This is a genomic window from Kumtagia ephedrae, from assembly GCF_003012745.1.
Classification (GTDB): domain Bacteria; phylum Pseudomonadota; class Alphaproteobacteria; order Rhizobiales; family Rhizobiaceae; genus Kumtagia; species Kumtagia ephedrae.
Window position 1 is genome coordinate 44757 of the sequence record NZ_PXYK01000004.1, and the last position, 13837, is coordinate 58593.

A 13837-nucleotide genomic window follows, 5' to 3' on the forward strand; every position below is an offset into this window, starting at 1 on the left:
AGCGCCGGGATGCCGGAAGCGCAGCGCATAGCCCCCGCACATACCGAGCCGGCCGCATCGCTCCCTGCCCGGTTTCCGGCGCACCGGCGCTGCCTGGCCGAGGTTCTGGAAGCGCAGGCGCGCACTTTCGGATCGCGGATGCTGTTCGCCTTCGAGGACTCGTCCTGGACCTATCTCGAGATGCGCGACAGGGCGGCGCGCGCCGGCGCACTCCTGGCGTCGGCCGGCATCGGCCATGGCGACCGGGTGGCGATCTTCTGCTCGAACCGCCCGGAATTCCTGGAGCTGTTCCTCGGCTGCGGCTGGATCGGCGCGGTGCTGGTGCCGATCAACACCGCGGCGCGCGGTCCGCAGCTGCGCCACGTCCTCGGCAATTGCGGCGCCAGGCTGCTGATCGTCGAAGCGGAGCTTTCGGCCGCCTTCAGCGACTGCGCGGCCGAGCTGGCGACCATGCCGGCGATCTGGCTCATCGGCGGCAAGCCTGGGACAAAGGTTGGAGAAAGCCCGGCCGAGCCGATGCCGCCCTATCCGCCCACGCCGGCGCAGCCGGCCGGCAAGCCGAGCGATACGCTCGCTATCCTCTACACATCGGGAACGACCGGGCCGGCGAAAGGCGTGTGCTGTCCGCAGGCGCAGTTCTTCTGGTGGGGAGTCAACACGGCGCGCGGCCTGGGCATCCGCGACGGCGACGTGCTGTTCACCACCCTGCCGCTCTTCCACACCAATGCGCTCAACTGCTTCTGGCAGGCGCTGCTGACAGGTTCCACCTACGTGCTGGAGCGGAAATTCTCGGCCTCCGCCTTCTGGGCATCCGCCGCAAAACACGAGGCGACCGTCGGCTACCTGCTCGGCGCCATGGCGGCGATCCTGCTCAGCCGGCCGGCCGAAACCGCCGACCGCTCGCATCGAATGCGGGTGGCGCTCGGCGGCGGCGTTCCCGGCCGCTTCCACCAACCCTTCTTCGACCGTTTCGGCGTACCGCTGCTCGACGCCTACGGCTCGACCGAGACCAATTTCGTCTTCGCCGGCGACATCCCGTCGAAACATCCGGGCACCATGGGCCATCTGGTCGACGGTTTTCAGGCCCGCATCGTCGACGAGGACGACGTCGAGGTCGGCGACGGCCAGTCCGGCGAGCTGGTGCTCAGGGCGGACGAGCCATTCGCCTTCGCCACCGGCTATTTCGGCATGCCGGAGAAGACGGTCGAAGCCTGGCGCAATCTGTGGTTCCACACCGGCGACCGCGTCGCGCGCGATGCCGACGGCACCTTCCGCTTCATCGACCGCATGAAGGACGCCATCCGCCGCCGCGGCGAGAATGTTTCGTCCTGGGAGGTCGAGCAGGTGCTGCTGTCGCATCCGGCGGTCGCGTCCTGCGCCGTCTATGCGGTGCCGTCGGAACTCGGCGAGGACGAGGTGATGGCCGCGGTCATCCAGGCTCCCGGCAAACGTACCGACCCCGTTGCGCTGCTCGACTTCTGCGCCGGGCGCCTCGCCTATTTCGCGGTGCCGCGCTACCTCGACTTTGTCGACGCCCTGCCGCTCACCGAAAACGGCAAGATCCGCAAGACCGTGCTGCGGCAGGCCGGCATCACCACAAGCGCCTGGGACCGGGAGCGCGTCGGCTACAAGCTGCGGCGCTGACGGCGCCGGCGCATATGGAATTTCGTGCGCAACCAGCGGTTTATGGCGCCACGTTAAGAGACCGGAGGAAGACATGAAAAATACGATCGAACGGGAAGGCGGAGCCCCGGTACGCATTCCGGAGGGAAGGCTGCTGATCGACGGGCAATGGCGCCCCGCATCGTCGGGCGAAACCATCCCGGTCTTCGACCCGGCGACGGAGGAGCGCATCGCGACGATCGCCGCCGCCTCGGCCGCCGATGTCGACCGCGCGGTGCAGGCGGCGCAGCGCACCTTCGAAAGCCGCCCCTGGCAGAAGATGCGGCCGCTCGACCGCGGGCGCCTGCTGGAGAAGCTGGCGCTGCTGATCGAACGCGATGCCGAGGAGATCGCCCGGCTGGAGACGCTGGACAGCGGCAAGCCCTATTTCGTGACCCGCAACGTCGACTTGAAATTCTCGGTCGACGCACTGCGCTACTATGGCGGCTGGAGTTCCAAGATCGCGGGCGAATATCTCGCGCTATCGCCCTTCTTCGACGACGGCGGCACCTACCGCGCCTATACCGAACGCCGCCCGCTCGGCGTCGTCGCCGGCATCACGCCATGGAATTTCCCGATCGGCCAGGCGATCCAGAAGATCGCGCCGGCTATCGCCTTCGGCTGCACCATCGTGCTGAAACCGTCGGAGGAGGCGTCGCTCACCACGCTGCGGCTGGGCGAGCTTATCCTCGAGGCCGGCATCCCCGAGGGGGCCATCAACATCGTCACCGGCTATGGCGCGGCGACCGGCCAGGCGCTTGTCGAGCATCCGCTGGTGCGCAAGATCGCCTTCACCGGCTCGACCGCGACCGGCCAGCGCATCCTCGCCTCGGCGGCTGCCCAGATGAAGCGCGTGACCCTGGAGCTCGGCGGCAAGTCGCCGACGATCATCCTGGCCGACGCCGATCTCGACAAGGCGATACCGGGCGCCGCCAACGCCATCTTCCCCAACTCCGGGCAGGTCTGCACCGCCGGCTCGCGCCTATTCGTCGAGGAAGCGATCTTCGACGAGGTCGTGCGCGGCGTCGCGGCGATCGCCGGCGAACTCAGGCTCGGCAACGGCTTCAGCGCTGAAACGCAGCTCGGACCGCTGATCTCGGCCCGCCAGATCGAGCGCGTCTCCGGCCTGGTCGAGAGCGGCATCGCCGAGGGCGCCGAGCCGCTGGCTGGCGCCAGCCGTGAAGAGCGGCAGGGCTATTTCTACAGGCCGACCGTGCTGAAGAACGGCCGTCCCGACATGCGCATTGCCCGCGAGGAGGTGTTCGGGCCGGTGGTGCTCGCCATGTCGATCAGGGATTTGCGGCAGATCAAGGCGCTCGCCAACGACACCGTCTATGGCCTCGGCGCCAGCGTCTGGACCCGCGACGTCAACAAGGCGCATCTGCTGGCGAGCCAGATCGACGCCGGAACGGTGTGGATCAACACCCACAACATCCTCGACACGGCCGTGCCTTTCGGCGGGAACAAGCTGTCCGGCCTCGGCCGCGAATTCGGCTCGGAAGCGATCAACGCCTACACGGAGACGCGGGCGGTCTGCATGCGCCTCGAAGCGCCGGAGCTGGAGTGACGGCGGTCAGGCCCGCCCCTCCAGCGCCGCCAGCAGTTCGCCATAGACGGGTGCGAGCGAGCGCAGGATCGCGGCCGCGCCCGCATCGTCTCCGGCGACAAGCGGGTGCTGCAGCGAGCCGATGAGGCGTGCCTGCCGAGCCATGATGTCCGCCGGCTTTGCAAGGCCGATCCGGGCGAGGCAGGTTGCGGCGTCGTCGGCGCGCCGGGTGCCGACCCGCACCGCGAAATGGATCAGATGGCCGCGCAGATCGTCATCGCAGCCCGCTTCGAGCCTGTCGGCCAGGTTCTCCGCCGCCTTGCCGTTGCCGCAGCTGCCTTCCGGCATTCGCGGAGCTTCGCGCATCGACAGCCAGCGGATCGCCGCCGGCAGGGCAGCGCGGATCACCTCCTCCTCCGCAACCTCCGCGATCTGCCGGAAATTCCTGCGCAGCGTGAAGGGTGAGCCGTAACCCACTGTTTCGGCGCGCCAGGCGGCCATGAACTCAGCCAGCGGCAGCGTCGCATAGGGATAGCCCTGCGGATCGTGCATGAGCACGCGCCCGTCCGCCACTTCGAGAACCACCACGTAGTGGTCGGCGCCGATCGGCCCGGTCATGTTCGGCTGGTGACTGAGATGACCCATCTCGACCGGACCGACCCATACAGGGCCGGCTGCAAGCGCGGCATGAAGGCGGGAGAGAGCGTCGTCCGCGTCGCGGCCGCGCTCGACGTCAGATTTCCAACCCATGGCAGCGAGCGCATCGTCGAAGCCGGCTTCCGGCGTCCAGCCATAGGGGTCGAAGAACGGCAGGGTGCCGCCGACCAGCTGCATGCCGAACGGGCTGCCGGTGGCGAACTCGATGACCGCGGTGGACGGCGCCCGCCTGCCCAGCATCATCGCAAAGGCGTTGGCGTAGCAATAAGGGCCGGAGCCCACATAGGGAAAATGCATCATCATCATTGTCTCCATCATCGTCGGGGAGACACGGCAAGAGCGGCAAATTCGTCAAAATTGTCAACGGCCTGTGCTGTGACACCGGGCAGTGAAGCCAAAGCAGGCGAAGAAAGCTGCCTGGCTCAGAGCAACCCTTCCAGCACATGGTAGGCGGCGTCGATGTCGGCGCGCACGGCCCGCCTGATCGCGTCGGCATCCCGGCCCCTCAGCGCCTCCAGCATCTCCTTGTGATGCGTGTTGGCGGTGGAATAATTGCCGGAGCCGTGCAGCATGTTGAAGAACGGGCTGATCTGCAGCCAGAGGTTTTCGATGATCTTGAGAAGATTGTCGGAGCCTGCGGCGCGGTAGATGGCGAAATGAAAGGCGTAGTTGGCGCGCAGATAGGCCTTGACGTTGCCTTCGGCGTTGGCGGCGTCCAGCTTCTCGAACTGTTTCGCGCAAACCTCGATGTCGGCTTCGGTGCGGCGCTCCGCCGCCCAGGCGGCGGCGATCGCCTCGATCTCGAAGCGGACATTGCGAAGGTCGGTCAGGCGCTCGCGGCTGAGCTTCGGTATGCCGATCGAACGGCCGGAGACCACGGTCAGCGCATTGGCCGCCATCAGCCGGCGCAACGCCTCTCTCACCGGCATCGGGCTGACGCCGAAGGCGCTGGCAAGGCTCTGGACCGTCACCATCTCGCCGGGCACCAGGCTGCCGTCGAGGATGAGCTCGGTGATGTTTTCGAACACACGGTCCTGGAGCGTGTCGCGCGTCAGCGGGACGACGTCGAAACCAGGCCTCTTGAAGTCAGCGCTTGCCATGAATCATTGCCGCCGTCTCCCTCTCCCGCATTGCAAGCCCGGGTCGGCACGTCAAGCCGGAGAAAGTTGCGACCACCTGCTTTCTATCATTGATCTTTGATCAAATGATGCTAGCTTCCCCATCGTTGGATGGCAAGCGGGCCGCGACCCGCTGCGGATTCGTCCGGAACAAGGGTGGAGGACTTCTATGGGTATCGGATCAAGGGTCCGGCAGCTCGGGCTGCTGGCCGGAATGGCCGCGAGCGCGCTTTGCCTCGCCTCGGCGGCCGAGGCGCAGGAAAAGCACAAGATTTTCCTGAGCATGAGCTTCATCGGCAATGACTGGCAGGCAGAGGCCGCCAACATGGTGAAGGCCATGGTGGCGCATCCAAGCCTGGCCGACAAGGTCGACCTTCAGGTCCAGGTCGCCGGGCCGAACGCCCAGCGCCAGATCCAGCAGATTAACGCCATGGTGCAGGCCGGTGCCGAGGCGATCGTCATCTTCCCGATCTCGCCGACCGCGCTCAACCAAGTCGTGAAGAACGCCTGCGACAAGGGCGTGAAGGTTTTCGCCTACGACGCCGAGATCACGGAACCGTGCGCCTATAACGTCCATATCGACCAGGAGGAGGCGGGCCGGGTGACTGCCGAGTGGCTGGTGCAGAAACTCGGCGGCAAGGGCGAGATCGTCGCCATCACCGGCGTGCCCGGCACCTCCGTCGACGACCTGCGCACCAAGGCGGCGAAGGAGGTGTTCGCAAAACACCCCGACATCAAGATCGTCGCCGAAGCGGTCGGCATGTGGAGTCAGGCCGTGGCGCGCACCGAACTGTCGAAGATTCTCGGCACCCGCTCCTGGGACGACATCGACGGGCTGTGGATGCAGGTCGGCTGCTTCACCGCCAATTCGATGCAGCTCGAGGCCGGCAAGAAGACCAGCGAACTGCTGCCCTGCGCCGGCGAGGGCTCCAACGGCGGCCGCATCCAGATGCTGCCGGAAAGCACCGAAGTCGAGGGTGCCGCATCGCCCTACGCGCCGCTCGGCGCGCCGCGCATTTCCTACGCCTCGCCGCCCTATTCCGGCGCGCTGGCGCTGAAACTCGCCGTCGCCGCGCTGGAAGGCAAGGAGGTGCCGAAGAAGACCATCCTGCCTTTGCCACTCGTCACCAACGAGACGATCAAGCTCTGCGAGGAAGGCACGTGGGAAGAGATGAAGGCCGGCTGCAACGCCTTCAAGCCGGCGCTGGTCAGCAATCCCGGCTGGTTTGCCTCGATCTTCTCCGACCAGACGCCGGAGATCGGCCTCAACGCCGCGCTGGTCGGCCAGCCCGAAGACTAAGCCTCCAGGCTGATCGTGGCGAGGTGCGGATTTTTTGGATCGCGCCTCGCCAAATACGAGTGATACTTGGTCCGCCCGGAAACCCGAAAACGGTCTGGGACGTGCGCGGCCGAACCGGCGCAAATGCCGGGAACAGTTTACTTTTTTCGGCCCGCGTGACTTCTGGGCCACTGCGGCCTTTCTGCCGAAAGAAAGTAAACTGTCCCCTGCGGTGCGCCTTCGAACGTCGACCTCGCGTCGACGGTTTTCGGGTTCCAACTGGACCGGGTAGAATTGCGGCAGCCGATGCAATGACGAGTGACAAAACAATTCCGGCGGTCGAGGTCGACGGCATCCGCAAGGCGTTCGGACCGACGGTCGCGCTCGACGGCGTCTCCTTCTCGATCGCCCAGGGCGCCGTACATGCCCTGCTCGGCGAGAACGGCGCCGGCAAGTCGACCCTGGTCAAGCTGCTGTCCGGGCTGGTGCGGCCGAGCGAGGGGCATGTGCGCATCCTGGGACAGGACGCCGCGCTCGCCTCGCCGCGATCCGCCCATGCCCACGGCATCCAGACCGCTTTCCAGGAAATGACCCTGGTGCGCGACCTTTCGGTGCTGGACAACATGCTGCTGCCCTATGCGCCGATGGGCATCACCGGTCTCGTCCGCCGCGCCGCGGCGCGCAAGTCGGTGCAGCGCCACATCGAGGATCTCGGCTTCTCCGTCGACCTCGACGCCGAAGTCGGCACGCTCGAACTATCGGTCCGCCAAAAAATCGAGATTGCCCGCGCCGTCTATCGCAAGCCGAAAATCCTGCTGCTCGACGAGCCCACCTCGACGCTGGCCGGCCGCGACGTGGATTGGCTTGGCGACATCATCGCCCGGCTGAAGGCGGCGGGCACGACAATCGTCTTCATCACCCATCGCATGCGCGAGGTGCGCGCCTTCTGCGACACGCTCACCATTTTGCGCAACGGCCGCCACATCGTGACGGCGCCGGCGAAGGCGATTTCCGACGCCGACGTGATCGAAAAGATCATCGGCCGTTCGATCGAGCAGACCTTTCCGCCAAAACCCGATAGCGCGCTGGCTTTCGGCGCGCCGGTGCTGGGCGTGCGCGACCTCAAGGTCGGCCGCAAGCTGGACGGCGTGAATTTCGACCTGCGCCGTGGCGAAATCCTCGGCGTCGCCGGCCTGCAAGGCATGGGCCAGCAGGACCTGTTCCTGGCCTGCTTCGGCATGGCCGAGATCGAGCGCGGCGCCGTCCTGGTCGACGGCCGGAAAGTCTCGCTCGCCTCGCCCGCCGATGCGCTGCGGCCGAACATGGCGATCGGGCTGGTCCCCGAGGACCGCAAGTCGGAGGGGCTGTTCCTGAAACTGTCAGGACGCCAGAACGCCACCTTGCCGGTGGTGTCGCGCTTCACCCGATTCGGGTTGATCGACGGGCCGGCGGAGACGCAGGCCGTCGATGCGGCCTTCTCGACGGTCGAGGTCGACCGCCGCGCCCTGTGGACGCGCGCCGGCGCCTTTTCCGGCGGCAACCAGCAGAAGATCGCCATCGCCAAATGGCTGGTCGCGCAGAGCCGCATCCTTCTTCTCTTCGATCCGACGCGCGGCATCGACGTCGGCACCAAGCACGAGCTCTATGTGATGATGCGCGACTATGTGGCGGCCGGCGGCTCGATCCTGCTGCATTCGACGGAAATCCCCGAGCTGGTGCACCTCTCCGACCGGGTTCTGGTGCTCTATGACGGGCGCATCGCCGCGGAGTTGGAGGGCGAGGCCATCACCGAGCCGGCGATCATGCGCCCGGCGCTGGGGCAGGACCACGTGCGCGAAGCGGTGGCGGCATGACCGACACCGCCCTGCCCTCGACCGCCTCAGGCAGCACCGGACTGCGCCGCGCCCTGGCAAAAAACCGCGGCGCGCTGATAGCCGCGGCCGTCTTCGCGCTCCTGCTGTTCCTCGTCGACTGGATCAGCGCCGGACCGCTCACCTATTTCGACATCTCCTTCCTGTCGTCGGGCGGCGCCACCTCGGCGATCGCTGCGATCGGCCAGACCATCGTCATCCTGTCGGGCGGCTTCGACCTGTCGGCCGGCGCCGTCATCTCGCTGGTCAACGTGGTCCTCGCCTCCGGCATGGACCCGATGGCGCCCGCCAGCGTCGCCCTGTGGACGCTCGCCGGTATCGGTATCGGCGCGTGCGTCGGCGCCTTCAACGGCTTCTTCATCGCCGTGCTCAGGATGCAGCCGATCGTGGTGACGCTGTCGACCATGTTCATCCTGCAAGGCGTCACCCTGCTGGTCATGGACAAGCCCGGCGGCGGCGTTTCGCCCGACCTCGGCGCCTTCTATCTCGGCGACGCGATTCCCGGCTGGCTGCCGATGCCGCTGGTCGTCATCGGCGTCGTGCTGCTTTTGTGGCTCTGGCTCAAGGGCACGCGCTTCGGCACAGCGCTCTACGCGGTCGGCAGCGACGCGGATTCGGCGGCCGCCGTCGGCGTCAACGTCGTGCTCACCAAATTTCTCGTCTACGTCATCGCCGGCGGCTGCTACGGACTGGCCGGCGTCTTCATCAGCGCCCAGACCGGCAGCGGCGACCCGCTGGTCGGCAACCCGCTGCTGCTTTCCATGTTCGCGGCGGTGGTGGTCGGCGGAACCCGGCTCGGCGGCGGCCAGGGCGGGCCGGTCGGCACGGTGTTCGGCGCCTACATCCTGATGATGGTCGTCAACATCCTCTTGGTGCTCAACGTCTCGGCCTACTATTCGACCATCGCCGAGGGCACCATCCTCATCCTCGCAGTGCTGGCCGGCTCGATTTCGCACGGCTCGGTGCTCGCCCAGCAGCTTCGCGCCGCAAAGGCCCGCTTCGCCGCCTGGCGCGCCGGCATGCTGCCGTCGCAGCTCGACCGCGTCGACCGGCGGCTGCGCATCGCCGCACCGGTGCGCGAGCCGAAGGCATCAGCGACGCGGCCGCCCTTCCACATCCGCAACGCCGAGACGCTGCGCTACGCGCTGCCTGCCTATGTCTGCCTGCTGGTCGTCGTGGTCGTCACCCAGCTCTGGCTCGGCCGCGCCATCTTCAATCCGGGCTACTGGAACTCGCTGCTGGTGCTGTCCTCCTTCCTCGCCATCCTGGCGCTCGGCCAGGGCACGGTGATCCTCACCGGCGGGCTCGACCTCTCCGTGCCATGGACCATCGGCATTTCCGGCATCGTGCTGGCCGGCATGGTCAACGGCTCGGACGCCGCCCTCGTCTATGCGCTGCCCACCGTGCTGCTCATGGCCGTAGCGATCGGCTTCGCCAACGGCGTCGGCATCGCCTATCTCGGCATCTCGCCGATCGTCATGACGCTCGCCACCAACGGCATCCTGCAGGGTTTTGCCCTGCTCTACTCGCAGGGCACGCCGGCCGGCTTCTCCTCGCCGATGCTGCGCTGGTTCATGACCGGACGGATTCTCGGCATCACCCCTGTCGTGTTCTTCCTCATCGCCTTCGCCGCCGCCGCCGTCCTGCTGCTCGGCCGCACCGCCTTCGGCCGCCGCGTCTACGGCATCGGCAACGGCGTCCGCGCCGCGCAGCTTTCCGGCATCGCGGTGGAGAAGACGCTGATCCTCGTCTACGTCCTGTCGGCCGTCTGCGCCGCGCTGGTCGGCATCATGCTGACCGGCTTCTCCGGCCAGGCCAGCCTCGGCATGGGCGACGACTACCTGCTGCCCTCCATCGCCGTCGTCGTCGTCGGCGGCGCGCTGATCACCGGTGGGCGCGGCCATTATCTCGGCATGCTCGGCGGCGTGCTCCTGCTCACCGCCCTGCAGATGCTGCTTGCCGGCACCACCCTGCCCTATGCGACGCGGGCAATCCTCTACGGTCTGGTCGTTCTCGGCGCCGTCATGGCGCTGCGCGAACGGCGCCTGCATTGAAGGAAGAAAAACATGAGTTCACATGCGCCGGACTCGGCCGAGGACTTTCTGGGCGGCCTGAAGGGGCAGCGGGTCGTCATCACCGCCGGCGCCGGCGGCATCGGACTCACCATCGCCGACACGCTGTCGAAACTCGGCGCCCGTCTCATCATCTGCGACGTGTCGGACGAAGCGCTGGCGACGGTCGGCGACAAGGTGAAAGTCGAGGCAGCGCTGAAGGCCGACGTCTCCAGCGAGGCTGACGTGGACCGCCTGTTCGAAACCGTGAAAACGACCTTCGGCGAGCTCGACGCCCTCATCAACAATGCCGGCATCGCGGGCCCGACCGGCGGCGTCGACGAGATTTCGCCGGAGGACTGGCGCCGCTGCCTCGACATCGGCCTGACCGGGCAGTTCCTGTGCGCGCGGCGTGCCGTGCCGCTGATCAAGGCGGCGGGCGGCGGCTCGATCGTCTCTATGTCGTCGGCCGCCGGCCGCCACGGCTACGCCTTCCGCACGCCTTATTCCGCCGCGAAGTTCGGCGTTATCGGCTTCACCCAGAGTCTCGCCAAGGAACTCGGCCCGCATGGCATCCGCGTCAACGCCATCCTGCCCGGCATCATCGAGGGACCGCGCATCGAAGGCGTGATTGCCGCTCGCGCAAAGCAGATCGGCATCAGCCACGAGGAGATGACCGGCCGCTACCTGCAGAACATCTCGCTGCGCCGCATGACCAGCCCCTATGATGTCGCCGCCATGGTCGCCTTCCTGCTGTCGGATGCCGGATTCAACATCTCCGGCCAGTCGCTCGGCGTCGACGGCAATGTCGAGACTTTGTGAGGATCGGTCATGACCAAGGTAGCCATCGTCGGAAGCGGCTTTATCGGACGGGCCTGGGCGATCAGTTTTGCCCGCGCCGGCCATGAGGTGCGGCTGTGGGACCACCTGCCCGAGGCCACCGAGGGCGCCCGCGGCTATATCGCCGGCGTGCTCGGCGATCTCGCCGCCAACGACCTGCTGCGAGGACAGACACCGGACGAGGTACTGGCTCGCATCGCCGTCGTCGCCGATCTCGGCGAAGCGCTGGACGGCGCGACGCACATCCAGGAGAACACGCCAGAGAAGCGCGACATCAAGCGCGACATCTTTGAGCGCATCGACGCGGGCGCCGGGCCGGACGCGGTGATCGCCAGCTCCACCTCGGCGCTGCTGCCCTCGACCTTCACCGATCATCTCGACGGCCGGCACCGCTGCCTCGTCGTGCATCCGATCAACCCGCCCTATCTCGTGCCCGCCGCCGAAGTGGTGCCGGCGCCGTGGACTTCGCCAGAGACGCTGGAAAAGACCCGCGCCTTCCTGATCTCGGCCGGCCACGCGCCGCTGGTGATGACGCGCGAGCTCGACGGTTTCATCATGAACCGCATGCAGGGCGCGCTGCTCGAGGAGGCGTTCCGGCTGGTCGCCGACGGTTATGCCAGCGTCGAGGACGTCGACATCGGCATCCGCGACGGACTGGCGCTGCGCTGGTCGTTCATGGGGCCGTTCGAAACCATCGACCTCAATGCGCCCGGCGGCGTGCGCGACTACGTCGAACGCTACCAGTCGATCTATTCCAACATCTTTCCGCAGATGATGCGCCGCGTCGACTGGGCCGGCGAGGTGATGAAGACGGTCGAGGCCGACCGACGCGGCAAGCTGCCCCGGGAAAAGTTGGTCGAGCGGCAGGTCTGGCGCGACCGCCGGCTGATGGCGCTCGCCGCCCACAAGAGAAAATCCGACGAGGAGTTTGGAGAATGAACGAGACCACCCGCAAGTCGAGCGGCTCGACGGCAAAAGGCAAGGTCATCATCACCTGCGCGGTGACGGGAGCGATCCACACGCCGACCATGTCGCCCTATCTGCCGATCACGCCGGACCAGATCGCCTCCGAGGCGATCGCCGCGGCGGAAGCCGGTGCTGCGATCCTCCATCTGCACGCCCGCGATCCGGAAACCGGCAAGCCCGACCAGACGCCGGAGGCTTTTGCGCGCTTCCTGCCGCGCATCAAGCAGGGCACGAATGCCGCGATCAATATCACCAGCGGCGGCAGCCCCTACATGAAGGTCGAGGAGCGGGTGAAGCCGGCCGCAAAATTCAAGCCGGAGGTGGCCTCGCTCAACATGGGCTCGATCAATTTCGGCCTCTACCACCTCGCCGAAAAATACGAGACCTTCAAGTTCGACTGGGAGCGGCCGCATCTGGAGGCGACCAGGGATCTTGTCTTCCGCAACTCGTTCAAGGACATCGAGTACATCCTGGCGACCTGCTACGACAACGGCACGCGCTTCGAGTTCGAGTGCTACGATATCGCCCATCTCTACAACCTCGCCCATTTCGCCGAGCGCGGTCTGGTGAAGCCGCCCTTCTTCGTGCAGTCGGTGTTCGGTCTGCTCGGCGGCATCGGCGCCCATCCGGAGGATGTGGCGCACATGAAGCGCACCGCCGACCGGCTGTTCGGCGACGCCTTCCGCTGGTCCGTGCTCGGCGCCGGCGCCAGCCAGCTGCGCATCGCCGCGCAGGCGGCAGCGCTCGGCGGCAACATCCGCGTCGGCCTGGAGGACTCGCTGTGGGCCGGCAAGGGCAAGCTCGCCAAGTCCAACGCCGAGCAGGTGCAACTCGCCCGAAAGATCATCGAGGGACTTGGGTTGGAGGTCGCCACGCCCGACGAGGCGCGCGCCATCCTCGAACTGAAGGGCGGCGACAAGGTCGCGTTCTGACCGGCGCCGGGAGGACACCATGCTGCGCATCGAGGTTCTGAGCGACCGACCGGACCAGCTCGGCGAAGGACCGCTGTGGGACGTCCGCGAGCAGCGGCTCTACTGGATCGATTCCTACGGGCCGGCGATCCATAGCTGCGACGCCTCGGGCGGAGACCGCCGGAGCTGGAGCGTGCCGGAGCCGATCGGCTCCATGGCGCTACGCGAGAGGGGCGGCGCCATCCTGTCGCTGCGCGACGGTTTTTACACCTTCGATTTCGCGACCGGTTCAGCGGAGCGTTTCGCCGAAACCCAGCCCGGCGAACTGCGGCCGCGCATGAATGACGGCAAGGTCGATCGCCAGGGCCGCTTCGTCGCCGGTTCCATGGACTTCGAGGAGAGCGAGCCGGTCGGAAAACTGTTCCGGCTCGATCCGGACTGGTCCGTTCACACGCTCGACACCGGCATCGTCTGCTCGAACGGCCCATGCTGGAGCCCGGACGGCAAGACCTTCTATTTCGCCGACACCGGCAAAAAGCTCATCTGGGCCTATGACTACGACACCGCGACCGGCAACGTCCGCTCGCGCCGGGCCTTCACCAGCTTCGAAAACCAACGCGGCCTGCCCGACGGCGCCACCGTCGACGCGGACGGCTTTGTCTGGAGCTGCGAGGTCTATTCCGGCCGGCTGATCCGCTTCGACCCCAACGGCGTCGTCGACCGCATCGTCGGCCTGCCGGTGAATTCCACCACCAGCCTCACCTTCGGCGGGCCGAACCTCGACATCGCCTATGTCACGTCGATGGCGCGGCCCTTCCAGTACGAATACCACCGCGAGCGCGAGGCGGGTTTCGTCTTCGCCATCCACGGCCTCGGCGTGCGCGGCATCGAGGAGCCGCGCTTCCGCGGCTGAGCATTTCCATTCGGGAGGATACT

The 13837-nt window shown here is 66.9% G+C and carries 11 protein-coding genes; 9 read left to right on the forward strand and 2 right to left on the reverse strand.

Going from position 1 to position 13837, the window contains the following annotated elements:
* The first annotated feature begins 9 nt into the window (after window positions 1–9).
* Complete coding sequence (locus tag C7I84_RS04920; RefSeq protein ID WP_106771047.1) at window positions 10–1644, forward strand: ATP-dependent acyl-CoA ligase; 1635 nt, start codon at window positions 10–12, stop codon at window positions 1642–1644.
* Between the two features lie 73 nt (window positions 1645–1717).
* Window positions 1718–3229, forward strand: a complete 1512-nt coding sequence (locus C7I84_RS04925) for an aldehyde dehydrogenase family protein (protein WP_106771048.1) — start codon at window positions 1718–1720, stop codon at window positions 3227–3229.
* 6 nt (window positions 3230–3235) lie between these two features.
* Here C7I84_RS04925 and C7I84_RS04930 read toward each other — a convergent pair whose 3' ends face one another.
* Both C7I84_RS04930 and C7I84_RS04935 read right to left on the reverse strand, forming a co-directional pair.
* Entirely contained in the window at window positions 3236–4165 is a 930-nt protein-coding gene (locus C7I84_RS04930) for a hypothetical protein (RefSeq protein WP_106771272.1), read from the reverse strand.
* A gap of 122 nt (window positions 4166–4287) precedes the next feature.
* Entirely contained in the window at window positions 4288–4965 is a 678-nt protein-coding gene (locus tag C7I84_RS04935) for a GntR family transcriptional regulator (RefSeq protein WP_106771049.1), read from the reverse strand.
* Between the two features lie 187 nt (window positions 4966–5152).
* Here C7I84_RS04935 and C7I84_RS04940 point away from each other — a divergent pair, with 187 nt between their 5' ends.
* From C7I84_RS04940 to C7I84_RS04970, 7 genes are all read left to right on the forward strand, one after another.
* Window positions 5153–6283 carry a sugar ABC transporter substrate-binding protein gene (locus tag C7I84_RS04940; RefSeq protein WP_106771050.1) on the forward strand — a complete coding sequence of 377 codons (1131 nt, stop codon included), beginning with the start codon at window positions 5153–5155 and terminating at the stop codon, window positions 6281–6283.
* A gap of 290 nt (window positions 6284–6573) precedes the next feature.
* Window positions 6574–8115, forward strand: coding sequence for a sugar ABC transporter ATP-binding protein (locus tag C7I84_RS04945; protein ID WP_106771051.1), 1542 nt, complete (start codon window positions 6574–6576; stop codon window positions 8113–8115).
* Complete coding sequence (locus tag C7I84_RS04950) at window positions 8112–10187, forward strand: ABC transporter permease (protein WP_106771052.1); 2076 nt, start codon at window positions 8112–8114, stop codon at window positions 10185–10187. The genes C7I84_RS04945 and C7I84_RS04950 overlap by 4 nt, the downstream gene beginning before the upstream one ends.
* Window positions 10188–10199: 12 nt before the next feature.
* Window positions 10200–11006, forward strand: coding sequence for an SDR family oxidoreductase (locus tag C7I84_RS04955; protein ID WP_106771053.1), 807 nt, complete (start codon window positions 10200–10202; stop codon window positions 11004–11006).
* A gap of 9 nt (window positions 11007–11015) precedes the next feature.
* On the forward strand, window positions 11016–11963 hold the full coding sequence (locus tag C7I84_RS04960; RefSeq protein ID WP_106771054.1) for a 3-hydroxyacyl-CoA dehydrogenase: 948 nt from the start codon (window positions 11016–11018) through the stop codon (window positions 11961–11963).
* Window positions 11960–12922 (forward strand): 3,5-dioxohexanoate:acetyl-CoA acetone transferase, encoded by a 963-nt coding sequence (kce, locus tag C7I84_RS04965; RefSeq protein ID WP_106771055.1) that lies wholly within the window; start codon window positions 11960–11962, stop codon window positions 12920–12922. Before C7I84_RS04960 ends, kce begins: the two co-directional genes overlap by 4 nt.
* Window positions 12923–12941: 19 nt before the next feature.
* The gene (locus tag C7I84_RS04970; RefSeq protein WP_165815984.1) at window positions 12942–13814 is read left to right on the forward strand and encodes an SMP-30/gluconolactonase/LRE family protein; all 873 of its coding nucleotides are present in this window, start codon (window positions 12942–12944) and stop codon (window positions 13812–13814) included.
* Window positions 13815–13837 lie beyond the last annotated feature (23 nt).